The following is a 24267-nucleotide window of genomic DNA, read 5'->3' as shown; positions in this document are numbered from 1 at the left end:
ACAAAACTTATCGTAACCCAGAATTTTGTTCTCTAATTGATGAAATAAGTGAAAAATCATTTCGCCATTTTTTGCGATGGTGTTAACGTGAGGTTCGGTACTTGAATTTCAAAGGGTTATGACTTTCATGTTTTCTAATCTCCCAACTCCCGTATTAGATCCTATTTTATCTCTATCCGTTGCATACCGTAACGATGACCGTCCAAACAAGGTTGACCTTGGTATTGGCGTCTATAAGAACAGCGCAGGCGAAACGCCGATCATGAAAGCCATTCAAATGGCGCAGGATGTCGTTGTTGAAACTCAAAAAACCAAATCGTACGTTGGTCTTGCGGGTTGCGAAGAATTTAATAAAAGCATGATCGATTTGCTACTGACGGGAACGTCAGCAATGGATCGTGTTGCAGCCATTCAAACGCCAGGTGCAAGTGGTGCGCTGCGTATGTTAGGTGACCTGATGAAGGTCGCACAGCCAGATACGACGGTTTGGATTTCAAACCCTAGCTACGTAAACCATAAACCAGTGATGGAAGCGGCAGGTCTTAAAGTTAAGTTCTACCATTACTTTTCTCCAGAAACGAAACAAGTAGACACTGCAAAAATGATGGATGACCTTGCGAAAGCAGGACCTTCCGATGTTGTATTGCTGCATGGTTGTTGTCACAACCCAACAGGCGCAGATATCGATTTTTCTGCTTGGCAAGCCATTACGGAATTGTCACAGAAGAACGGTTTCACCCCATTTGTTGATATTGCCTACCAAGGCTTTGGTGATGGCTTAGAGGAAGACGCAAAAGGGCTTCGCTTCATGGCAGATAACGTTGAAGAGATGTTAATTACGACATCATGTTCGAAGAACTTTGGCCTATATCGCGAGCGCACAGGTGCGGCGATTGTCGTTGGTAAGAACATGCAAGACGTGGCCAACGCAAAAGGCAAGTTACTTACGTTAGCGCGTTCTACTTACACGATGCCACCCGATCATGGAGCGGCTTTGGTTAAGACGATTCTTCAAGATGACAACCTGACTTCCGTTTGGAAGCAAGAGTTGAGTGAAATGCAACATCGTTTGGTTAGTCTTCGTCAAAGTTTGTGTAACGAATTGAGAAACAACCATAATACCGATCAATTTGACTTCATTGAGGGTCACAAAGGCATGTTTACTGTGCTAGGCTTTAGTGAAAACCAAATGGCGCAACTGCGTGAAGATTATGGCATTTATGGTGTTGGCGATGGTCGAATTAACATCGCTGGACTTACCGAAACTCATATTCCATACGTAGCGGACGCAATTAAGAAAGTATCTCAAGCTTAATTGGAGTGTGGATGAAAAACTGGAAACTGATTCTGCCGCTTATGATGAGCGGCAGTTTAATTGCTTGTACGTCAACTCAAACGACGCAGGAACCTGTTGAGCCTGAGTCGCCGAAGGTCGAAGAACCTGTCAAAGTAGAGCCAGAAGTGAAACCAGAGGTTGATCCAACGCCTGAGGTTGAGCCTAAGCCTGAAGTAAAACCTGAGAAAAAGCCCGAGCCAAAACCGACAAAACCAGCCAAAGTGACAAAGACACCAGACGGCATGTTGATTCTTGGTTCTGAAGAGTGGGTTTACGTTCCTGAAATTGATCAAACCTTCAAAGCTAGGGTCGATACAGGGGCGACAACATCATCAATTAGCGCGACAGACATTGTTCCGTTTGAGCGTGATGGTAAAGATTGGGTTCAGTTTAAGATCGACTTGGGCGATAAAGAAACTAAAGAGTTTAAAGTACCTGTAGAGCGCTGGGCTAAAATCAAGCAGTCATCGTCAGAAGAGGTGGATAAACGAGCGGTAGTAAAAGCGTATATTACCGTCGGTGACCACAAAGAAAAGACTGAGTTTACGTTAGCTGAGCGTGGGCATATGAAGTTTCCAATTTTACTTGGTCGAAGCTTTTTTAGAGATATCGCCGTTGTGGATGTATCGAAAAAGTATGTCCAAGATAAACCTAAAAAATCCGGCAAAAATTAATGCCTTATTACTAGTTCCGGCTAACAATCTGTACTTAACAAAAATGGCCTCCGAAACCGGAGGCCATTTTTATTGAATCACACACTTGTTAATGCAGTTGCTTAGTTACTTAATTAAAATGCAAAACGAGCAGACATCACAATTTGTTGGCCATAGACACCATTATTTTTGAAATCCGCGCCAAGTGATAGTTGCTGAGTAGAGTGGAATCTTGCGCCAAAATTATAAACGGTATTGGAATCGTCGTTATCCATTATTTGACCGATACGGGCATGTAGCTCAACATTTTGCATGAACCAAATACGAGTACCAATATTCACCTCAGTGCGCCACTCGTCACCCACTTTATCACTGCCGTTTTCTTTCATGTTGTGTACCAACATTTGGCCATAAATATCTGCAAATTGGCCTGCTGGGCCGTTAAAGCCAATACCACCAGCAATGTCCCAGTCTCCGCTAAACTCACTGTCTGCGCGAGCAATGAAGTGGGTGTTTTCTGTAAAGTAGGTATTGAACTCGCCACCAAATGTACCAGGGCTAGTGCCCATGCGAAATTCCATCGTGTTGTAGTTGAAATTATTTGCATGTGCGGAAAGTGGCAAAACAGCGCACAAACCAAAGGCTGCAACCTTTAGAGCTTTACCTAGCATGGTGTCTCCGGGCAAGATGATTAAAATGAACAAAAAAATGGTCTGCAAAAAGCAGACCAAGATTGATAAAGCTATCATTTTAAGTGCTTGCCGTCACCATTTAGCTGTAGTGCTCACCACATCATGCTGATATCCAAAGCAATCGGGGTTGTTTTACATGATCACCAGTTGCTCGACTTCAATTTCTGGCTTATTTCCGCCTTCAAATTCACCAAACAGACGGACTTTAGTCGTGTGATCAATCGGAGTGTTTAGCTGAATATCGTCATCGAATTCCACCATCACTTCACCGGAACCGTCGCTAAAGACAAACTTATCCGCGCGAACTTGACGTAATAAGTTACCTTCAACGACTACATCTTTTTCAGTAAACATATTGGAGTCGTTTAGCAAGGCGTCCAATTTTTCCACAGTGACAGGACCATTAAACTGCAAGTTTGATTGGTTTTGAGCGTGATCTTTCGCGAACGCGATAGAAGGAGCAATAACTAAGGCGGCGATTGTTGCGATAATTGTATTCTTTTTCATGTTACATCCTCATCGGTTTGTTTTGATGGGTTCATTAAAACAGAGCTTGTTTGAACCAATGATGATTTCAACATTCATATTCTATTCATTTGCTTGAGTAAGTGGGGACGATGACGTTATGATTGTTCATCTTCCTCTATTCCTTACAAATGTTCATGAAATCAGTGATCCCATCTTTAATGGTTCAAGGCACCACTTCGGATGCCGGAAAAAGTGTCCTTGTGGCAGGTTTATGCCGTGTATTAGCGAGAAAAGGGATAAACGTTGCCCCATTTAAGCCACAAAACATGGCACTAAATAGTGCGGTAACCAAAGATGGCGGTGAAATAGGTCGAGCTCAGGCAGTTCAGGCACAGGCGTGTAATATTGAGCCAACCGTGCACATGAATCCGGTTTTGATTAAACCCAATAGTGATACAGGTGCTCAGATCATTTTGCAGGGCAAGGCAATTTCCAATATGGATGCGGCTGGCTTTCATGATTACAAGAAAGTTGCGATGGACACGGTGTTAGATTCCTTCTCCCGTCTAACTCAAGAATTTGATTCGATCATGATCGAGGGCGCAGGGAGTCCTGCTGAAATCAATTTACGAGAAGGCGATATTGCGAACATGGGTTTTGCGGAGGCCGCTGATGTTCCGGTGATCATTGTTGCTGATATTGATCGTGGTGGTGTGTTTGCACATTTGTACGGAACACTCGCGTTACTTTCTGAATCTGAACAAGCGCGAGTAAAAGGATTTGTTATCAACCGTTTTCGAGGTGATATTCGTTTATTGCAATCGGGCCTCGACTGGCTAGAAGAAAAAACAGGCAAACCTGTACTCGGCGTGCTTCCTTTTCTTCATGGTTTGAATTTAGAAGCAGAAGACGCGATCACCGCGCAGCAAGAGTTGCACTCTGAGGTAAAACTGAATGTCGTTGTGCCTGTTTTAACCCGGATTAGTAATCATACTGATTTTGATGTGTTGCGATTGAATCCCGACATCAATCTACGTTATGTAGGCAAAGGCGAGAAAATAGATAAAGCCGATCTTGTTATTTTGCCTGGGACCAAATCAGTTAGAGACGACTTAGAGTATCTAAGAAGCCAAGGGTGGGATAAAGATATCTTACGTCATATTCGTCTTGGTGGAAAAGTGATTGGTATCTGCGGTGGCTACCAGATGCTTGGAAACTTGATTGATGATCCAAATGGCGTCGAAGGCCAGCCGGGTCAAAGCGAAGGGCTTGGCTTACTAGACATCACCACGACGCTAACTAACAGCAAACAGCTTACAAATACACAAGCACAGCTTTCTCTTAATGGCAAAACAGCCAATGTAAAGGGTTATGAAATCCACGTAGGACAAAGTGAAGTGCAGGGCGTTCAACCTCTTACATTGAGTTCCGATGAAGCAGAGGGGGCTATCAGCAAGTGTGGCCAAATCATGGGAACCTACCTTCACGGGTTCTTTGATGAGGCAGATGTCTTAAGCCTGGTGTCAGAGTGGGTAAACGGCACTCAAATCAAACAACAAGACTTTGAAGAGTTAAAGGAGCAAGGAATTAATCGTATTGCAGATGCGATAGAACAACATATGAACCTTGATTTTTTGTTTAAATAGCACATTTACAGATTGAACGTTATACCCAAATAACCAGTTCTTTCGCTTGCCTTGTATTGGAGTTTCTCTATGAAAGCATGGAAAACGCATGCTTGCCTCGCGGCAATATTAAGCATTTCATTTTCAGCTAACGCAGCTACGAACCTCAAAGTATATGCGGCGTCTTCGATGACGAATGCGATCGACGAAATCGCACAAAACTTTGAAGAAAAGTATGACGTTTCTATCACTCCCGTTTATGGTGGCTCTTCTTCTATCGCTCGACAAATTATCAACGGCGCACCAGCGGATATATTCATTTCTGCGAATACTAAATGGATGGATTATTTGGTCGATAAAGACGTTATTTCTAGTGACAATGTCACAAGCTTGGTGCGCAATAGCTTAGTGTTGATTGCGCCTCAGTCTTCAGAATTAACCTCATTTAACTTCTCTGATGCAACAGCATGGGAGAAGGCATTGTATGGAAATCGCCTTGCGTTAGGCAATCCGACGTCAGTGCCTGCTGGTATGTACGCGAAAGAATCACTGACTACACTGGGTGTATGGAAAGAGATTCAAACTCAAATCGCACCAGCAAAGAATGTGCGCCTAGCGTTGGCGTTGGTTGAACGTGGAGAAGCACCTTTAGGCGTGGTCTACAAAACCGATGCGCAGTTAACCGACAAAGTCAAAATTGTCGGTGAATTTGCGAGTGATACGCATGCGGCTATTGTTTATCCGGCTGCAGTTGTGAATGATTCTACTGAGTCCGAGCAGTTCTTCCAGTACCTAAAATCGGACGAAGCCGCACGCGTTTTTGCTCAATATGGCTTTCAGCAATAAACCGGCTTTCAATAATAGGAACGAAGCGTGACAGAACTGGAATACCAAGCCTTAATGTTAAGCCTCAAAGTGGGCGCGTACGCAGTACTTTGGCTCATTCCTCTCGGCGTTTTTCTTGCTTGGCTACTTTCTCGAAAAACGTTCTTCGGTAAATCGATCCTCGATAGCTTAATTCATTTACCACTGGTATTGCCGCCAGTGGTTATCGGCTATTTGTTGTTGATTTCTCTTGGGCGGCAAGGGTTTCTTGGAAAGTGGCTCTATGAACATGTAGGGCTAGTCTTTAGCTTTAATTGGAAAGGAGCAGTAGTCGCTTGTATTGTCGTGGCCTTGCCTTTGATGGTTCGGTCTGTGCGGTTAAGTTTAGAGAACGTCGACCCAAAACTGGAACATGCCGCTTCAACGTTAGGCGCTTCTCCTTTAAAAGTTTTTCTCACCATTACGTTACCACTGACCATTCCCGGAATTATTACTGGGACGATGCTGTCTTTTGCTCGTAGTCTTGGTGAGTTCGGGGCGACGATCAGTTTCGTCTCTAACATTCCGGGAGAGACCCAAACGATTCCACTGGCAATGTACAACTTTATTGAAACGCCAGGCGCGGAAATGCAGGCGGCTCGCCTATGTATCATTTCTATCGCGTTAGCTTTGTCTACATTAATGATCTCTGAATGGTTAAATCGTAAAGCGGCAAGTCGATTGGGTGCGAAGTAATGACGATTAAAGTTCAATTTAAACAAATGCTTGGTGATACTGATTTCGATATCAAACTTGAGTTACCTTGTAACGGAATTAGCGCTTTGTTTGGGCGATCTGGTGCGGGAAAAACTACGTTAATTAATATCATCAGCGGATTAGTTGCACCAAAACAGGGACATGTTGCGATTGGTGATAACGTTTTGTTTGATAGTGAAAAGGGGATCAACTTACCAACACACAAGCGCGGTATTGGTTACGTGTTTCAGGATTCACGTTTATTTCCTCACTATTCGGTTCAAGGCAATTTGTTGTATGGCGTTAAAGAAAAAGATGACGAGTACTTTGATGCAGTCACCGAACTCTTGTCTATCAAACCGTTACTAAAGCGCTTCCCGATCTCACTGTCTGGTGGTGAAAAGCAACGTGTTGCGATTGCACGAGCATTACTATCAAAACCCAACTTGCTTTTGATGGATGAACCACTTGCGTCGCTTGATATGCCGAGAAAACGTGAGGTGATGCCATTTCTGGAGGAATTATCGGAGAAGGTAAATATCCCTATTATCTATGTCACGCACAGTCTTCAAGAAATTTTAAGGCTTGCTCAGCACCTTGCAATTATTGACCAAGGTAAAATTACGAGTTCAGGTAAGCTTGAAGACGTGTGGGCTTCTCATGCTATGCGTCCATGGCAGTCTTTCTCGGATCAAAGCAGCTTATTTGAAGGCCGAATTGCTGAGCATCATGAGCGCTATGCGCTGACTTGTGTCAGCCTTGCACCTAATGCATCACTATGGGTGCAAAAGATTGATGGTGAGCCAGAGACGCCAATTCGCTTACAAGTGCGTGCCAACGACGTTTCTATTACGCTAGAGCAACCTAAGGCGACTTCTATTCGAAATATCCTGCCTGCGACTGTCGATTCAATCGAGGTGTTTAACGCGGCTGATGATAAACAGAGTATTAATGTATCGCTAAAGCTAGATGAGGGATGTTATTTGTGGGCAACGATAACACCTTGGGCGCTTGATGATCTCGACTTAAAGGCAGGTGATAGTGTATTCGCACAAATTAAAGGTGTCAGTGTCACGCAGAAAGACGTGGCATTAGCGCCGCATTAATCATTTAAAGCTACGCACGCTTAATGATCAAAAAAGGCCGCAAACGCGGCCTTTATTTTGTCGGAAAAACGTTATTTTGCGAACACTTCTTTGAATTCGCGTTTAAGAAGTGGGTCGCGACGTGCTTTCTTAAGTTGCTTAACCATGTCTTTCACGCAGTTGTGAAGCACATTATCAAGTAATTGAGCGCGGTATTCTTCTTTATCTTCATCTGTCATGTTTTCTGGCAGATTAAGAGTAGGGAATTCTTCCATCACGTTGATACCAGCAAATGCTTGGCCAACAGAAACTAGAGCATGAAATTGCTCGAAGTTATCTAGAATGTTCTGAGCACTTGCAGGCATTTCGTCCCAAGACTCACGCACTGCTTCTTCAGACACTTCATGGATAGAGGTAACCATTTCGAACATTTGCTCTGGAACTTCGTCAAACTCAATAACTTTACGTAGTTCAGGAGAAATGGTTGCTAGATCGATTTTTTTGCTTTCGCTGTTAGTTGCTTCTGACATGGTGTGTCTCTCATTACAAAAAGGCGGGAATATTAATACCAAATGCATCAAATAGCTATACCCATGTGTCCGTAAGATGACCAGAACACGTGAGTTTATTGAACTAACGTTCGTTGGTCATGTTTTGGTAGGGCAATTCTCAGTGTAATCGTTATAGACAATTGATTCCGTGATATTTAAACAAAAATATAGCACTTAATTATGAGTCGAATGCAACAACTCTATGAGTATGGTATATGTTTAATAAAGACAAAATAAGAAATGGAACGCGTTATGCAACCGACAGGGACATCAATGCGAATCCTCCTGGTTGACGATGTTCAGCTAGACAGGATGCAGTTGGCTATTCGTCTTAAGCAACTTGGACATATTGTAAAAGCGGTGGGGAGTGGGCTAGAAGCACTAAACACCTACGAGAGTTTTGATCCTGAACTGGTATTACTCGATATATCGATGCCAGATATGAACGGTTTTGAAGTCTCTCTTCATATCAGAGAAACCTTTCCCGACTGGATCCCAATAATTTTCCTGAGCAGTCACGAAGAGCCAGAAATGATTGCAAAAGCCATAGAGGCCGGCGGTGATGATTATTTAATTAAACCCGTAGATAAACTCGTACTGAACTCTAAGCTTATCGCAATGCAGCGTATTGCCCATATGAGACGAGAGCTTAAACAAGCGACAGCTCAATTGGAGAAAGTGAACCAACTTTTGACCCAGCAAGCGAATGAAGATGGCTTAACCAAACTCTATAACCGTCGTTATATCGATCATAAGTTAGAATCGATGGTTGCATGGCATGGCCGTCACAACATGCCAATGGCTTTGATTTTATTGGACGTCGATTTTTTCAAACCGTTTAATGATAATTACGGTCATATAGAAGGAGATCGTTGCTTGCAAGCCATTGCGAACCAACTTAAAGCAACATTTTGTCGCTCTGGCGAATACGTAGGGCGCTATGGCGGAGAAGAGTTTGTGGTGTTACTGGGTTGCACAGACGCCCAAACCGCAGAGAGAGAAGCAGAACGTATACAAGAGGCCATGTACTTTCTGGATTACCCACATGAGTATTCTAGTGTGTCCAGCAGGGTGACAGTGTCACAAGGTGTTTTTGTTTTTCAACCGACGGGAAAAGAGCAGCAGTCTGATTTGTATGCGACGGTGGATAGAGCGCTGTATACCTCAAAGTCTTTAGGAAGAAATACACATACGGTGGTAAATGCAAGTTGAAACAAGCTGTTATCAATAGTTACGCCTTAGCTACACTGTCACTTTTTTCATTATGTTCTAAGGCTAATTCGATTCAAGATCAGATACAAAAAGAGTATAAAAGGAACTTTGCTATTGGGATCGTTCTGTCAGATAGCGATGTCTTTACGGTAGGATTTCATGATTTCGATCCGAACGAATACTTCAACATAGATAACGAAGACATTGGTACTCAAGATTCGGTTGATCTCAGAAAGAAGATCGCAGTATCAACGCTACCATTTAGTTTTGATTTGTTTGAACAAGAGGGAATAAAAACTCATTATCTATTAAATGGCCGAGTTTATGCCTTAAGTACAGAGCAAGATGTGTATGTAGACCAACAAGGACAGATTCCAGATAAAAGTAAAGAGTTAGTCATGGGCGGATATATTGAGTTTGCTGGAGAAAAATACCTCACAGACAAACTAACGCTTAGCGGCGCAATCGGCTCACACTTAATGTACTATCAAAACGATTATAGTTATCGTAGTAATGCACTGAATGACCTAAAACCATTTCTAGAAGGTGTATACCTAAACACCAGTGCTTGGGCCGTTGTCGGAGAAGTCAACACAAAGCTTAAATACCTAGAGCATGAATCGTGGGGGAAATGGTACCTCTGGTCGGCTCCTCACTATTTTTATGGCACTGGCTGGGGTAAAGCAAATAATGGTGATATTGGCAATCCGGAAGGCTGGTATTGGGTCAATGGAATAAAGGTGTTTTATGATTTTACCCACATTGGAGATACTGTGCAGTCAGTGTATTCGAGCTTCAATCGAGTTGATATTGGTGGTGATACAAGAAAACCCATGAATACTGTGCACTACTACGAAGCCAGTGTTGGATGGTTAATGACACCACCATTTGACTCCGATTGGATAGATAATATCGGGATCGGATTAACGATCAATTATGGCAGTGCGTTAAAAGGAGGAAGCTTAGTCTTGTTCTTTAATCAAGATTAGTCAGCTAACTTTCGCTCTGGGGTATTAATGAAGCCTCACGCAATTGCGTCCAGCTTTTTTCGCTTTGTAAAGCGCTTCGTCCGCTAACTTAATCACGTCCTGAGGTGCTTGCCCGTTTTTACTGTCGGCCGCTCCGAAACTTGCGGTGACAAAGACTGACTTTCTCCTCGAACTGTCGTTACCACGCTTTTTTTGGCCTTGTTTATGGTTATCTGGGCGGGATTCTTCATCACGTAAAATCATCTCATACTCTGCAATGGATTTACGTGCTTCTTCTAAAAATTCTTTACACTCATCTGCGTACTTACCTTTAAAGACGATGGTAAATTCTTCTCCGCCAAACCGGTATACTTTTGCGCCACCGGGAGTTTTAGTTAGACGCGAAGCGACCATTTTTAATACGTCATCACCCGTATCGTGACCGTAGGTATCGTTAAACTTTTTAAAGTGGTCAACATCAAGCATTGCGATCGTGAACTTTTTGCCCATGTGTTTTAAGTCAAGGTCGAGTGCGCGTCTACTCGGGATACGCGTTAAGCTATCTGTGAAAGCCAACTGATGGCTGGCAGAGGCTGCATAAATAATGATAAGCAAGCCCGTTAGCGTAAACATGGTGCTAGATATGTATTGCACATCAAAGAAAATGAACGTCGCGGACGCCAGCACCATTGCAGAGTAGGTCATCGCATGGATGATTTCATTCTTCTTTAAAACAAGAATACCGAGGAAGCAGACAATACCCACACAATATAAAACTAGAATAAAAGGCAGTTTAGAAACCGTAGGTACGATAAATAAAATGCCGCTTGTCCATTGTTCAAACCCACCTTCAACGTAATACGCTAACGTAAGGTAAGACCAAAGAACGAACATCGTTAACATCAAGAGGTAAGTAAACATGGCTCTTGAGTCGAAACCGTCTTTACTAAACAAAAATACCGCAAGAAAAGAAACAGGAAGTAGCGTGGCTAAAATGGTCAGCTCAAGTAAGGCTGTACCACTTTGAAGTGGGACTTGTAGCCTGTGCTGTATCACGAAATAGGCCAGTAACATCGCTAAGCACACCATTGACTCCCGACCTTGCTTAAATGAATAGCAAAGGAGCAGTGCACAGCCTAACAGTATGTACGGCAAATTTGCGGCAATACCCCAGTTTGACTGAGTCATCTGAATGATGTTGTTCATGCTCGAACTCACTAATCCCAGCAACATAAATGGGAAAAGGAATCGAAAGCCTGATGAAGTCATTGATGATGAGGACATCTATTACAAATTGCCTGAAAATAGTTGATTATATAATTGGTTAGGTTAAGCGTTTCATCAATATAGATATTAATCTGCTATCGATTTTCATGCTTCGAGAACTAGCAAGAATACGTCTATTTGCTCATTTTCCCAAGTATTTTGGGAGACATTACGACAAAAAGAGAGAGATTGATTAAATTAAGAGCAATCAATAAGTTGTTATAAACAAGTCGTTGCTATACTTGTTTTCATAGAACAAGGGAGATTTGCCAATGCAGATAAGTTCAGATGTGCATAACTACATGGAAACACTTGTTGGACAAGTGCTCAGTTTGCCTCAGTTTGTAGAGCAGTATAACAACGAGCAGCTCGCAGATATTGCGTGCCTTGCACTTATTCAGCTTAAACCTGTCTATATTCGTCATGATATTGATTTTCTATCTTCGCTTCCGGAACAAAAGCTCACCCAATTTAAGCAAAGTGCAGATATCGCGGTGAAAAACGCGGCAGAAATGGTGAAAGAAGACCGGCGTAAAAACCGAGATTATGATGTACCTGTAATTTTTACCCATACCAGTTATGATGAAGACAAAGAATTGGACTGGTATGAAAAACCAATCCTCAATGTCAATATTAAGTGATACAAGCTTAATCTATCGATGAGCTTACCCAAGGAGGAACCGTGGGATTTTTTTCGCGTTTGTTTGGTGGTAGTGAAAAGACTGCTGAAGTAAAAACTGTGGAACCAGTTGAGTACAAAGGTTTCCTTATTTACCAAGAGAGCCTTTCAGAGGGTGGGCAATACCGCATTGCTGGTCGAATAGAAAAGCAATACGACGATGAAGTGAAAACGCATCGATTTATTCGTTCAGATTTGCTCGGCTCGGAACAAGATGCCAATGAACTTATGTTGAAGAAATCTCAAATGTTTATCGATCAAATGGGCGATAAAATCTTCGACTAACAATTCACCGCAACTTGATTCCAATCATCTTAAAAAGAGCCATTAGTGTATATGCTGATGGCTCTTTCTTTTTTAGAGCTTAAATGTTTGTTAAGTCAGCATTTAATTATGATCTGGTTAGACCTCAGTCTAGTAAGGCATGGCGTTGTTATTTTTCGTGCTCAGAGCGACAATCATTCATTACTTAGCGTTATATGTAATGAAATTTAGTATTTAAATTACAAAACACTTGAAGTAATGAGACGCGTTCGATACAAACAGAATAATAACAGGGCTGTTAGTCAAGGTGTTATTGTGCAAATGGGTGGCCCCAAACACCATCTTTCGTTTGCAATTGTCTTGCGTGGTAAACAGATAGAAATAAAAAAGAGTTAGAGTAGAGCGAAGCTCTGTTTTGGGACTAATTTATTGATATGTATACAAGGAGTATGCGTTTTGCAAATCGGTGTACCTAAAGAGATACTTGCGGGTGAATCGCGAGTAGCTGCATCGCCGAAGTCGGTTGAGCAGTTAATAAAGTTGGGATTCGATATCGCGATTGAATCCCAAGCGGGGGTGCTTGCGAGTTTCGATGATGCTGCTTATGAAGCTGCTGGTGCGAAAATCGTTTCTAGTGAAGAAGTTTGGGCATCTGGTCTTATTCTAAAAGTTAATGCGCCAATCGTAGATGAAGAACAAGGCATTGACGAAATCGCACTACTACAAGATGGTGCAACACTTGTTAGCTTTATTTGGCCTGCTCAAAACGCAGAGTTGATGGAACAACTTTCAAGTAAGAACATTAACGTTCTTGCCATGGATTCCGTTCCTCGTATCTCTCGTGCACAAGCCTTAGACGCGCTCTCTTCGATGGCTAACATTGCTGGGTATCGTGCGGTTGTTGAAGCAGCTCATGAGTTTGGTCGTTTCTTTACAGGTCAAATTACAGCTGCCGGTAAAGTACCACCAGCGAAAGTATTGGTCGCGGGTGCGGGTGTGGCTGGTTTGGCTGCAATCGGTGCTGCTGGTAGCCTAGGGGCTATTGTTCGTGCATTTGACGTTCGCCCAGAAGTGAAAGAACAAGTTGAGTCCATGGGAGCAGAGTTCCTGACCGTGGATTTCCAAGAAGACTCTGGTTCTGGTGACGGCTACGCAAAAGAAATGTCCGATGACTTCAACAAAAAAGCGGCAGAGTTATACGCAGAGCAAGCTAAAGATGTTGATATCATAATTACAACGGCACTAATCCCTGGCAAACCTGCTCCGAAGCTGATCACCAAGGAAATGGTCGACAGTATGAAAGCGGGCAGTGTTATTGTTGACTTGGCAGCTGCTAATGGCGGTAACTGTGAATACACAGTGAAAGACCAAGTTATCATGACAGATAATGGCGTAAAAATTGTTGGTTACACTGACATGGTCGGCCGTTTGCCAACGCAATCTTCTCAACTTTACGCGACAAACCTTGTTAACCTTCTAAAACTGCTGTGTAAAGAAAAAGACGGTAACATCAATATTGATTTCGAAGATGTTGTTATCCGTGGTGTCACCGTGGTTAAAGAAGGTGAAATTACATGGCCTGCGCCACCAATCCAGGTTTCAGCGCAGCCGCAAGTGAAACAAGAGCAACCTGCGAAACCAGAGCCTAAAGTAGAAGAACCTACCTCTCCAACGAAGAAAATTATTGGTGTAGCCGCGGCAGTAGGTGCTTTTGCTTGGATTGCATCGGTTGCGCCGGCAGCGTTCCTTTCTCACTTTACTGTATTTGTTTTAGCTTGTGTTGTCGGCTACTACGTGGTTTGGAATGTTACCCATGCACTTCATACTCCGCTTATGTCGGTAACGAATGCTATCTCCGGCATTATTGTGGTTGGTGCATTACTGCAAATTGGGCAAGGTAATGGGGTCGTTTCATTCCTATCCTTTATTGCTGTATTGATCGCCAGCATCAATATCTTCGGTGGTTTCACCGTCACCAAGCGTATGCTTGAAATGTTCCGCAAAGATAAATAGGAGTTACAATGTCTGCAGGATTAGTACAAGCAGCTTACATTGTTGCTGCATTATTTTTCATCATGAGTTTGGCGGGGCTTTCAAAGCAAGAGTCCGCTCGTAATGGTAACTACTATGGTATCGCAGGTATGACGATCGCGCTGATCGCGACGATCTTCAGCCCTGATGCTCAAGGCTTTGGGTGGATCATTATTGCGATGGCGATAGGTGGGGCGATCGGTATTTTCTATGCGAAGAAAGTAGAAATGACCGAGATGCCAGAACTGGTTGCGATACTGCACAGCTTTGTAGGTTTAGCTGCGGTTTTAGTTGGCTACAACAGTTACCTTGATGCGCCAGAAGCAGCAACTCATGCTGAACATGTTATCCACCTTGTAGAAGTATTCTTGGGTGTTTTCATTGGTGCCGTAACCTTCACGGGTTCAATTGTTGCATTTGGTAAGTTACGTGGTGTGATTTCTTCTTCGCCGCTTAACCTTCCTCACAAGCACAAAATGAACCTTGCAGCGGTTGTGATTTCTACGCTTCTTATGATCTACTTCGTAAATGCAGATGGCAGCATGTTCGCTCTGATTGTGATGACACTGATTGCGTTCGCGTTCGGTTACCACTTAGTTGCTTCAATTGGTGGTGCTGATATGCCAGTTGTCGTTTCAATGCTGAACTCATATTCAGGTTGGGCAGCAGCAGCAGCAGGTTTCATGCTCGCAAATGACCTATTAATCGTAACAGGTGCGTTGGTTGGTTCTTCAGGTGCGATTCTTTCTTACATCATGTGTAAAGCCATGAACCGTTCGTTTATCAGTGTTATTGCTGGTGGCTTTGGTCAAGAGATTGTAATTTCAGGTGACGAAGAGCAGGGCGAACACCGCGAAACAACGGCAGAAGAAGTTGCTGAAATGCTGAAGAACTCAAAATCAGTAATCATCACTCCAGGATATGGTATGGCTGTAGCGCAAGCGCAGTATCCAGTGCATGAAATTACTGACGTACTTCGTTCAAAAGGTATTGAGGTTCGCTTTGGTATTCACCCAGTCGCAGGTCGTCTTCCGGGACATATGAACGTGTTACTTGCTGAAGCGAAAGTACCGTATGATATCGTTCTTGAAATGGATGAAATCAATGATGACTTCGCTGAAACAGATACCGTACTGGTTATCGGCGCTAACGATACGGTAAACCCAGCAGCTCTGGAAGATCCGAACAGCCCGATTGCTGGTATGCCTGTACTGGAGGTTTGGAACGCGAAAAATGTAGTGGTATTCAAGCGTTCAATGAATACTGGTTACGCAGGTGTACAGAACCCACTGTTCTTCAAAGAAAATACATCAATGCTATTTGGTGATGCGAAGGAAAGTGTTGAGTCTATTTTTAAAGCACTCTAACCATTCTTGATTTAAAACTATACAGGGTCAGCAATCGCTGGCCCTTTTTTGTTCCGTTTCAATGTTATAGTAATGCAAATCCTTCTGTTAGCAGATGTCAATTGCTTGTAGATTGATGTATAGTTTTGGCTAATGTAACAAGTGACGGTAACAGTTTGATTAAAAAGTTTTTGCTCGGTTTTGCAACTGTATTGCCGCTTTTTTCGGCACCTGCATTTTCCGATTCACTACCAGAAAGAATAGATACGTTTACAGAGCTATTTAATTATGAAGTAGCTCTTAAATCGTATGATATTCGTATTCTGCAATCAAATTATCCTACCAAGTTACTTGCGCCAGATTCGCTTCTGCCGCAAACGTCTGACTATCCGTTAAAAGATATACAACAGCTTTACAGCTTAGCGAATACTTGTCGTGGTAAATTGCCACTAAGTCCTTTAATTACTGAGCCGTTAGTATTTACAAGAGCTATCTGTAAAGGGACGCAACTGACACCACGTTGGTTCTCGCGTAGTGGCCTCATTCACCCTGGTGGTGGGACTTATGCTGCACGCTATGTGGATAAGTATCCAGAACTCAAACCAAAGCTTGCTCAATACATGCATATTAAAGAGCGTGACAATGAGGAAGGGGATGAGTTGTTAGAAAGCTTGAAAAACATGGACGACGACGCCATTAATGCTTTGATTGCAGGCGCGAGCATGTTTATCGAAGGTAACGAACTTTGGTTACGACGTGGTGACCGTTACTTTGTTTTCGAGAAAGATATCTGGGAAGAAAACGTCGCTAATGCGGGTCTGTCGTACGCTCTAGCGTCTCAAAGCAAAAGTTGCTTTGTTAAACGAGGCAATATTTGTTGGGATGTAGAAGATCACTCACAAGTTTTGCGGATCAGTATGATCATACTGGTAATCGCAAATATTCTTCTAGTGATTGGTTGGGCTGTATACCGCTGGAATAGTAAGCGAGAAGAGCTCCGTAGTAGAATGCTTGTGTTGCAAATTTTAACGCATGAGCTCAGAACACCGATTGCATCTCTATCACTGACGGTTGAGGGCTTTCGCCGAGAGTTCGAGCATCTACCTGAAAGCGTATATGACGAGTTTCGCAGATTGTGTGAAGATACACGTCGTTTGCGTCAATTGGCAGAAGCGAGTAAAGATTATTTGCAATCTGATAACCAAATGCTTGCAACAGACTGGGTTCCGTCTGTCGCAGACTGGTTAGAATTTAAGATCGAAGAAGAATTTGATAGTGCCGTGCTTTTCAACATCAATGAAGATGTGGCTGCTAAAGTTAATGTGTACTGGTTAGGAACTTGTATCGATAACTTGCTTCGTAATGCGCTTAAGTACGGTATTGCACCAGTTGAATTGGATGTTTCAACTAGTGAAGAAAAAATAGTATTCCAAGTCCGAGATGCTGGTGGCCTAACGGCTAAAGATTGGGCAAATTTGAAGAAACCGTTCGTCAGTAAGAGCGGGTTAGGACTTGGGTTAACAATCGTTGAATCTATGGTAGGCCGCATGGGCGGAAAAATGTCCCTGATGGGACCACCTACAACCTTTATATTGGAGATACCTTGTGAAACAGACACTGCTTCTCGTTGAGGACGATAAAAACTTGGCTGATGGCCTGTTAGTAAGCCTGGAACAAGCAGGATATGAGTGTTTACATGTGGAACGTATTGCAGACGTAGAACCACAATGGAAAAAAGCTGACTTGGTTATTCTCGATCGCCAACTCCCAGATGGTGACTCTGTACAATGTCTCCCAGAATGGAAACAGATTAAAGACGTACCAGTTATCTTGCTAACGGCACTTGTTACCGTAAAAGATAAAGTTGCAGGCCTTGATTCCGGCGCGAACGACTACTTAACGAAGCCTTTTGCTGAAGCGGAACTCTTTGCGAGAATCCGTGCACAGCTACGAGCACCGGATTCAGCAGAGCAAAGCAGCGCTGATAAAGTGATCACAAAAGACTTAGAAATTGATCGTTCAACTCGTGAAGTTACCTATAAAGATGAGCTAATTACGTTAACTCGTACAGAGTTTGATCTACTGCTATTTTTAGCGTCGAACTTAGGTCGCGTGTTTACTCGTGATGAGCTACTTGACCACGTTTGGGGTTACAATCACTTCCCAACGACACGTACTGTGGATACGCACGTATTGCAGCTTCGTCAAAAACTGCCAGGACTGGAAATTGAAACACTTCGCGGTGTTGGCTACAAGATGAAAGCATAAGTCATAATGAAAACACTACTCCCCGTAGTTCTCTCATTAGCGTTAGTGAAACCAGTCCATGCAATGGACTGGTTTCAAACCAACACGCCTTTAACGCAGGCACATCAACACTTACTTGAAGATGATCTTGCCGGTATGTTCAACTCTCTTGTTGAACTGTGGCAAACGGAACCAAGTAAAGATTTGACTCCTCATCTCAATGACCTTCTTGGTCAGTCTCTATCTAAAAACTGTGGCAAGTCTCTCACTGGTGTAACGCTGCCTGAATGGATAAGTGGCGTGAACGTTATTCGTCAGACCATCCAAAGCCCTGGGCGAGATACATTTAGATTAGTGATCAAGCTAAGAGCTACAACTGACATCGAAAATATTTCATTTAATCGATGGGTGGATGATTCTATATCCGCAGACAGTTCATTCAGTTATGAAGAACAGCCGAGCGGTACGGAATTAGCCAATGAGCGTAGTTATTCGAAACGCTATAACCTCACGGGTAAGCTTGAAGCAGGCTTGTATCACTTAACTATTGTTTCTAAAGATAAACAAGAGTATCGAACTTGGGTAATATTAGGAGATTCCAATTCTTCGCAATATGTTCGTTGGACATCTAAAGAGAATTGGAAAGTAGAAAAGAGCGCACTTCGTAATCCCCATTGTCCATTACCGCAACTTGAAGTTGGTTTATATGACTACATTGATGGTCAATACGAGCAAATGTGGAAAAAGACTTACGAGTCTAACTATCCCAATTCACTAGAGCTTGCGGGTGTCCCAAATGATAGATACGTGCTAGCAGTGAGTATCAACAGTCGTCGTTGGCAGGGCGATATAATTGTTGAGCAAGCTCAAACTATTAGCCGAACCTATGATCTTTCCCAAGAAGAATAGTTAAAGAAATACCATTTGTGCCGATAAAGGTTCAGGAAGAACCAAAATCACAAGTGTAGTATGAAAACCAAATATAAAATTCTAGCCACCTCTGTTGCCACCACACTTTTCGCAAACGTTGCTTCGGCTGCCACTTATGCGATAGAAGCTCGTAGCGATGCGATGGGTGGCGTTGGTACGGTATCAGCAACTTATCTGACTGCTCCTTTTTTCAACCCCGCACTTACTGCAATTTATCGCCGAAACGACGACGCAGGAATGATCGTGCCAAGTTTTGGTGGTAATTACGATGATCAATATGATCTTGTCGATGAAATCGAACGCATCAGCAAATTGACCGATGTCGATGAAATCAAAAAATCGATGAATGCCATAGATGGAAAAAAAACTGACTTTGATCTTGGTGGCGTTGTCGCTATAGGTATTCCTAATAAATTTTTATCTGCAACTGCATACGGTAAGTTATACACTGAATCATTCGTACAACCAAAAGTAGATACGTCAGGTACTAATCCGTTAGACGATAGCTACGTACAAGGTGTTTCTATTGGTGTTGCTGAAGCAGGTGTATCACTTGCTAAATACACCAACTTTATGAATCAACACCTTTCATTTGGTGTTACGCCTAAACTTCAGCGTATTTATACGTACTCTTACGCCACGAGTTTTCAGAATTTCGATACCAAAGACTTACGTGAACATGAGACAGCGGAAACGATGTTTAACTTGGATGCGGGCGCGCTTTGGTTCTTTGGCCCATATCGTGTCGGTATTTCAGCAAAAAATTTGATCGGAAGAGACGTTAAAACAAAATCGTTCATGTATGGCAGTGATACGATAAAATCATACGAATACAGCATGCGTCCCGTATATACGGTCGGGGCAGGGGTTGTTGCCGATTACTTTACTATGAGTGTCGACTACGATCTTAATGAAGAAAAACGTTTTTCATCCTTCGATGATAATACACAAATGATTCGAGCTGGTATTGAATTTGATATCTTGCGTCAACTGGCATTGCGAGCGGGTTATATGAAAAACTTAGCTCGAAGTAGCGACGAAGGTACCATTACTGCAGGTATTGGACTGTCTCCACTTAAGTTGATCGAATTAGATATTGCTGCTCAGTACACGAACGAGAACGCAATGGGGGCATCAATTAATTTCCTTGCGACCTATTAATTGAATCGTTATAGTCTGCTCCTCAAAATGAGGAGCTTTTTTATGTTTGACGATTTACCCCCTCTATCTCACCAAGAGCAACAACAAGCTGTAGAGAAAATTCAAGAATTGATGGCGAAGGGCACAAGTACAGCAGAAGCCATCAAAATTGTTGCCGAACAGATTCGATCCGAGTACGCAGAAAAACAACAGCAACAAAACTAATTAATTCATATCAGGGCTTTGGCCCTGTTTTTTTGGTCCTCATATTTATCCTCAAATATTTTCATACCTTAACGTAGTTACGTCGTAACGTTATTTCTATACCTTTCAATTTATTCAACTTCCTCTATTCTGTACTAAGCGGTTAGTAAAATTTTACTTGTTTAAGTTAACCTTGATGCGTTCTGGCTTGAACGAATATGGGGTGAAATGCTATTTTTAAATTAAAATTAATAAAATCAGTAACTTGTGTTGGTTTTTTGTCTTGTGGTTATGTTTCGATTATCTTTTTGTGTAATTAAATTACAAGATGATGATTGGGTATGTTTTCAAGTAGAGGATTATGCTGTGAAGATAAAAAAGACACGTTGTAACAGAAAAATAAAATCTGAATATAGTTATATAGTTGACGTTATATAGACAGTAAGTGCTCGCAGACGTATGTCGGTTTTAGGTTGAACATAGGAGTGTTGGACTCTGTTTTAACTCTAAATCTTGTCTTTAATTCAGTGTTGTCTATGAAATAACTCTTAATCTTGATCGATGGATTACACGAAAAAATTACTTATTGCCAAGTGGTTTTACTAAACTAGGCGACGTTGTAATTAGGAATATAAAACAAGCTGCAATAGAAATTGACAGGGTTTAGAAGCGTAGTGACGGCGTAACGTGGGTTTGTTTGCGTTAGTTACATAGTTATGTACATCTTAAGGAGGGAGAACAAAATGGGCCACATATCAATAACTGGTTCCTAAGTCACTAGTTGACTTCACGAGCCTTCAATGGCTATTAGATAGCTGATCGCTCGGCTGTTTCCACATTCTTATATCAAACTCCCATATTTTTATGAAATATGAGTTTAGACATTGCATTCGCTCTTAGTGAACTAGACTTACTATAAGCACATGAAAACTAACTAGGAGAGAAAGAATGAGTTACAAGCACGTTTTAGTCGCTGTTGATTTATCTCAATCTAGCCAAGTCGTTATCGAAAAAGCAATAACTCAAGCAAAGAACTCGAACGCCAAACTTTCATTCGTTTATGTGGATGTTGATCGTGTGATCATGGAGCCGAAAGAAGAACAAAAGTTGCAAAAGGAGCTACAAGAACTCGCTGATAAATGCCTATATCCAGTACACGAGACGATGGCAGTTATCGGTGACCTTCATATCAAATTGTCGGGAATCGTAAAAAAAGAGGGAATAGACCTAGTTGTCTGCGGTCATCATCATAATTTATTGAGCCGTTTCTTTTCATCGGTACCAAGGGTAGCGAATGAGGTTGAAGCGGATTTATTGATTGTTTACTTGGATGAGTGACAGTAACGCAGGTTTGTGCCGCATCTTTTGTAATCCCGTTTTTCGCATATTAAAAAGCCGAACGTTTGCGTTCGGCTTTGCGTATGATTGACAACAAAATAACTAACCAGGAATGGCAGATGCCTCTTGGGATAAAATAGATGCAGACTCTGCGTTTGACTGTAAATCAAAATGCACGTTAACTTGCACACCTTCTCGCTCAAAAGTGACATCATCAAAATCGGTCATAGCAATTTTGAATCCATTTCTAGCAAAAAAGCCAGTCACCATAGTTCGCTGCTTAATTTCTAGTGCAGACGCGAGTAGCTTATCCATGGCATTCTCCTTGGTTATTGTGGGGATATGGGTAGAAGATACACGCAGAACGGTATGAGATCAATTTAATATAAAGCTGCTTTCGATTAAATTTTTAATGTAAGTCAATCTATCGTTTAACCCGCGTGATTTATTCCACGCAAAGCCTTGATAATGAAACGGTATAGCATCTCATGTTGTGATAACAAGCATAAAGTTGGGGATTTTCATAAATTCCTAACGAGGCTCTTTGAAACAATACGTTACAAAGCTTCTCGCTAGACCTCATGAGTTATCAAAGGAAAATTATAAACCTGAAAAGCCATCCTAAAATGATTCATTTTTCAATATTTTTGATAACTCAGACCTAATAAAAGTAGATATTTCAGCTAGCTTTCTTGGTAAAGGGTTTTGATAAGGGTAGGCGATATACATGGAGCGTTCTATATCAAAATTTTGTGAAATTTGGATATTTTTGTCTATATGGTTACCTTTTACAAGGTAATTTGGAATGACGCCAACCCCAACCCCCTCAGAGACAAAGTTTATTAAAATAGAGGTGTTATCAACTTCGATAACGTCAGTGTACTGCTTTTTAATTGATTCCTTATTCGAGTGATTCTTGTAGATTAATAGCGTGTTGTTATTGGCATTGTTAACTGTAGATATTAAAACATCGTTATAATCACCGATTTTATGTGCAATCAGAGTGTCATCAATAATATTATTAAGCCTAATCGCTAAATCTACGTTGCTTTCTAATAAATTCTCAACATTGTTACTTGATGATATTTCAAAGTTCACTGCTGGATATCGCTCTTGTAAGCCTTTAAGAACAGAGCCAAAAATAGAAGAGGCTATAGAATTGGGCATTGTAATTTTAAACTTTCCATTAATGCATTCACTCAACGAGTTAGCTCTGTAATTTAACTCCTGCAAGCTCTCTAACGTTTTTATGGCAAGCTCTCTAATGCTTTCACCATGATCAGTTAAAACGAGTTTTCTTGTTGTCCTGTGGACGAGTGTTACACCAAGTTGTTTTTCTAATGCCGCTAGCTGCCTGCTGACTTGAGCTTTCGACTTTCTAAGTTCTTTTGATGCCTCTGTAAGAGAGAGGTGTTTACAAATGGCTGCAAAGCAGATCAGCTCATTGTTCATCAATTCCATGATTGTTACCTTTTTGCAACTCTGAGTCACGTTGTCTTTTAACGGGAGGGAAAGTATAACTTGCATCAACGGAGGGGGACAATGATATTTAAAAGCCGTCATGAAATAATGGCAGACTACTACCTTAATAAAACCATATTGGATATTAAGTTAAACAAATATCCTGAAGAAATTAACTCAATCGACTTAAATAACGAAACGGAAAATTTAAAAATAAAAGTTCTCTCTCGTGAACTTACTAAGTTAGATTCAGGTGATTTAATTGTCGATTGCGCATCATTGATAATGACTCATTCAAAATCGACAAAAGCAATAATAAAGATCGAACTTGAAAATAATTCTTTAAATTATAAAGTTAAAAATGTGAGAATATTTAAATATGAAGACTGCAATACAAAATTCGAAAAGATCTGTTTATCAGAAAGGTACATTGTATAGAATAATAAATAATATTAGTGCTTTGTATACAAAATCGTTAGTAAAATTATTTGGTGAAGAGTTGAGAATCCATCATTGCAAACATAAAATTAATGTAAGAACCACTAGCGAGTTGAGTGAACATATGAAGAAAGATCTAGGTATAGATTGAAAAGTAGAGAGTTTACATCTAATGGATGCCTTGTTCCTATAAAGCTAATGTAATAATTACACTTTTTGGGATGGATAATACGTGACCATAAGTGAGAACATTGAATTTTATCATCCTTTCGATAACTTAAAACATAAGTTATCGAAAGGATAAATGAGCAATAAATTTGAAGACAAAGACTTTAAGCAATCGTTAGGTTGCTTCTCTGATATAACTTAAACACTAGCTCATGCCCAGCAGAGTTAGTATCAGAACTTCAAGAACGCCAGCCAAAGATCTTGTTAAGTCAGAAAGTTGGAGAGAAATAATCGAATATCCAATACAGTTGTTCGGTTACTTGAATGAGCAAGATGCAGAACAAACGCGTATAGTGTCGAACGTAACCCAAGATACAGTGCAGGAACTTAATCAGCTACACGGTTTTAAAGTTGATGACTGGTTCTTATCAAGTGGTCGCTGTGGTGAAATAAAAGTTCACGGCCCATACAAGACAGCTGATGAAGCTTGCAAAGCTGCAACAGCCAAATACGGTGTCACTAAGCTATCATCGCCAATGCTAATCTTCTAAGCCTAAAGTGCGTATTATGTATATTATGTTAAATTCTTTACGATCAGAATAATG

At 41.6% G+C, this 24267-nt stretch carries 26 protein-coding genes; 20 read left to right on the top strand and 6 right to left on the bottom strand.

What is annotated here, in order from left to right:
* Positions 1–127 precede the first annotated feature (127 nt).
* Both L3V30_RS07305 and L3V30_RS07300 read left to right on the top strand, forming a co-directional pair.
* A complete protein-coding gene (locus L3V30_RS07305) occupies positions 128–1315 on the top strand; it encodes an amino acid aminotransferase (RefSeq protein WP_048625063.1) in 1188 nt (395 codons plus the stop codon).
* Positions 1316–1326: 11 nt separating this feature from the next.
* The gene (locus tag L3V30_RS07300; RefSeq protein ID WP_054867620.1) at positions 1327–2010 is read left to right on the top strand and encodes an ATP-dependent zinc protease; all 684 of its coding nucleotides are present in this window, start codon (positions 1327–1329) and stop codon (positions 2008–2010) included.
* Between the two features lie 113 nt (positions 2011–2123).
* Here L3V30_RS07300 and L3V30_RS07295 read toward each other — a convergent pair whose 3' ends face one another.
* Together L3V30_RS07295 and L3V30_RS07290 are read right to left on the bottom strand one after the other, a co-directional pair.
* A complete protein-coding gene (locus L3V30_RS07295) occupies positions 2124–2660 on the bottom strand; it encodes a hypothetical protein (protein WP_237308602.1) in 537 nt (178 codons plus the stop codon).
* Positions 2661–2813: 153 nt separating this feature from the next.
* Positions 2814–3188, bottom strand: a complete 375-nt coding sequence (locus L3V30_RS07290; RefSeq protein ID WP_085343791.1) for a NirD/YgiW/YdeI family stress tolerance protein — start codon at positions 3186–3188, stop codon at positions 2814–2816.
* Positions 3189–3343: 155 nt separating this feature from the next.
* Here L3V30_RS07290 and L3V30_RS07285 point away from each other — a divergent pair, with 155 nt between their 5' ends.
* The 4 genes from L3V30_RS07285 to modC all read left to right on the top strand — a co-directional run bounded on the left by L3V30_RS07285 (position 3344) and on the right by modC (position 7440).
* Positions 3344–4795, top strand: a complete 1452-nt coding sequence (locus L3V30_RS07285) for a cobyric acid synthase (RefSeq protein WP_237308601.1) — start codon at positions 3344–3346, stop codon at positions 4793–4795.
* A 69-nt stretch (positions 4796–4864) separates the two neighbouring features.
* The gene (gene modA / locus L3V30_RS07280) at positions 4865–5620 is read left to right on the top strand and encodes a molybdate ABC transporter substrate-binding protein (RefSeq protein WP_104970717.1); all 756 of its coding nucleotides are present in this window, start codon (positions 4865–4867) and stop codon (positions 5618–5620) included.
* Positions 5621–5647: 27 nt separating this feature from the next.
* Positions 5648–6334 carry a molybdate ABC transporter permease subunit gene (modB, locus tag L3V30_RS07275; protein ID WP_005394498.1) on the top strand — a complete coding sequence of 229 codons (687 nt, stop codon included), beginning with the start codon at positions 5648–5650 and terminating at the stop codon, positions 6332–6334.
* The gene (gene modC, locus L3V30_RS07270) at positions 6334–7440 is read left to right on the top strand and encodes a molybdenum ABC transporter ATP-binding protein ModC (protein WP_237308600.1); all 1107 of its coding nucleotides are present in this window, start codon (positions 6334–6336) and stop codon (positions 7438–7440) included. Before modB ends, modC begins: the two co-directional genes overlap by 1 nt.
* 71 nt (positions 7441–7511) lie before the next feature.
* On the opposite strand, the gene L3V30_RS07265 is transcribed toward modC, so the two are convergent.
* Positions 7512–7949, bottom strand: a complete 438-nt coding sequence (locus L3V30_RS07265) for a DUF3069 domain-containing protein (protein WP_005394495.1) — start codon at positions 7947–7949, stop codon at positions 7512–7514.
* Positions 7950–8222: 273 nt separating this feature from the next.
* Here L3V30_RS07265 and L3V30_RS07260 point away from each other — a divergent pair, with 273 nt between their 5' ends.
* The gene (locus tag L3V30_RS07260) at positions 8223–9182 is read left to right on the top strand and encodes a diguanylate cyclase (protein WP_074190148.1); all 960 of its coding nucleotides are present in this window, start codon (positions 8223–8225) and stop codon (positions 9180–9182) included.
* A complete protein-coding gene (locus tag L3V30_RS07255; RefSeq protein WP_237308599.1) occupies positions 9179–10171 on the top strand; it encodes a Solitary outer membrane autotransporter beta-barrel domain in 993 nt (330 codons plus the stop codon). The genes L3V30_RS07260 and L3V30_RS07255 overlap by 4 nt, the downstream gene beginning before the upstream one ends.
* 24 nt (positions 10172–10195) lie before the next feature.
* Here the strand turns inward: L3V30_RS07255 and L3V30_RS07250 are convergent, their stop codons facing one another.
* Positions 10196–11434 carry a GGDEF domain-containing protein gene (locus tag L3V30_RS07250; RefSeq protein WP_048625059.1) on the bottom strand — a complete coding sequence of 413 codons (1239 nt, stop codon included), beginning with the start codon at positions 11432–11434 and terminating at the stop codon, positions 10196–10198.
* Positions 11435–11688: 254 nt separating this feature from the next.
* Between L3V30_RS07250 and L3V30_RS07245 the strand changes: the two genes are divergently transcribed.
* From L3V30_RS07245 to L3V30_RS07200, 10 genes are all read left to right on the top strand, one after another.
* Entirely contained in the window at positions 11689–12057 is a 369-nt protein-coding gene (locus L3V30_RS07245) for a late competence development ComFB family protein (RefSeq protein WP_085343796.1), read from the top strand.
* A 41-nt stretch (positions 12058–12098) separates the two neighbouring features.
* Positions 12099–12380, top strand: a complete 282-nt coding sequence (locus L3V30_RS07240; protein WP_005394488.1) for an HlyU family transcriptional regulator — start codon at positions 12099–12101, stop codon at positions 12378–12380.
* 435 nt (positions 12381–12815) lie between these two features.
* Complete coding sequence (locus L3V30_RS07235; protein WP_005394487.1) at positions 12816–14372, top strand: Re/Si-specific NAD(P)(+) transhydrogenase subunit alpha; 1557 nt, start codon at positions 12816–12818, stop codon at positions 14370–14372.
* A gap of 8 nt (positions 14373–14380) precedes the next feature.
* Positions 14381–15757 carry a Re/Si-specific NAD(P)(+) transhydrogenase subunit beta gene (gene pntB, locus L3V30_RS07230; RefSeq protein WP_134645671.1) on the top strand — a complete coding sequence of 459 codons (1377 nt, stop codon included), beginning with the start codon at positions 14381–14383 and terminating at the stop codon, positions 15755–15757.
* 155 nt (positions 15758–15912) lie between these two features.
* Positions 15913–17367, top strand: coding sequence for a sensor histidine kinase VxrA (vxrA, locus tag L3V30_RS07225; RefSeq protein ID WP_005394482.1), 1455 nt, complete (start codon positions 15913–15915; stop codon positions 17365–17367).
* Positions 17342–18004, top strand: a complete 663-nt coding sequence (vxrB, locus tag L3V30_RS07220) for a response regulator transcription factor VxrB (protein WP_005394480.1) — start codon at positions 17342–17344, stop codon at positions 18002–18004. The genes vxrA and vxrB overlap by 26 nt, the downstream gene beginning before the upstream one ends.
* 6 nt (positions 18005–18010) lie before the next feature.
* Positions 18011–18892: a DUF2861 family protein gene (locus tag L3V30_RS07215; RefSeq protein WP_005394478.1), complete on the top strand. Its 882-nt coding sequence runs from the start codon at positions 18011–18013 to the stop codon at positions 18890–18892.
* A gap of 60 nt (positions 18893–18952) precedes the next feature.
* On the top strand, positions 18953–20074 hold the full coding sequence (locus L3V30_RS07210) for a conjugal transfer protein TraF (protein WP_109170285.1): 1122 nt from the start codon (positions 18953–18955) through the stop codon (positions 20072–20074).
* Between the two features lie 42 nt (positions 20075–20116).
* Positions 20117–20278 (top strand): YoaH family protein, encoded by a 162-nt coding sequence (locus L3V30_RS07205; RefSeq protein ID WP_005394474.1) that lies wholly within the window; start codon positions 20117–20119, stop codon positions 20276–20278.
* A 927-nt stretch (positions 20279–21205) separates the two neighbouring features.
* Positions 21206–21595, top strand: a complete 390-nt coding sequence (locus L3V30_RS07200; protein ID WP_012842271.1) for a universal stress protein — start codon at positions 21206–21208, stop codon at positions 21593–21595.
* A gap of 102 nt (positions 21596–21697) precedes the next feature.
* On the opposite strand, the gene L3V30_RS07195 is transcribed toward L3V30_RS07200, so the two are convergent.
* Both L3V30_RS07195 and L3V30_RS07190 read right to left on the bottom strand, forming a co-directional pair.
* Positions 21698–21910 carry a hypothetical protein gene (locus tag L3V30_RS07195; protein ID WP_012842272.1) on the bottom strand — a complete coding sequence of 71 codons (213 nt, stop codon included), beginning with the start codon at positions 21908–21910 and terminating at the stop codon, positions 21698–21700.
* 306 nt (positions 21911–22216) lie between these two features.
* Positions 22217–23056, bottom strand: coding sequence for a LysR family transcriptional regulator (locus L3V30_RS07190; RefSeq protein ID WP_237308598.1), 840 nt, complete (start codon positions 23054–23056; stop codon positions 22217–22219).
* Positions 23057–23137: 81 nt separating this feature from the next.
* Between L3V30_RS07190 and L3V30_RS07185 the strand changes: the two genes are divergently transcribed.
* Complete coding sequence (locus tag L3V30_RS07185; protein ID WP_054867612.1) at positions 23138–23494, top strand: hypothetical protein; 357 nt, start codon at positions 23138–23140, stop codon at positions 23492–23494.
* Between the two features lie 521 nt (positions 23495–24015).
* Entirely contained in the window at positions 24016–24213 is a 198-nt protein-coding gene (locus L3V30_RS07180; protein ID WP_237308597.1) for a hypothetical protein, read from the top strand.
* Positions 24214–24267: the final 54 nt, after the last annotated feature.

The organism is Vibrio sp. A1-1, assembly GCF_021728175.1.
Taxonomy (GTDB): Bacteria; Pseudomonadota; Gammaproteobacteria; order Enterobacterales; family Vibrionaceae; genus Vibrio; species Vibrio diabolicus.
This window is presented reverse-complemented; position numbering and strand designations above follow the sequence as displayed.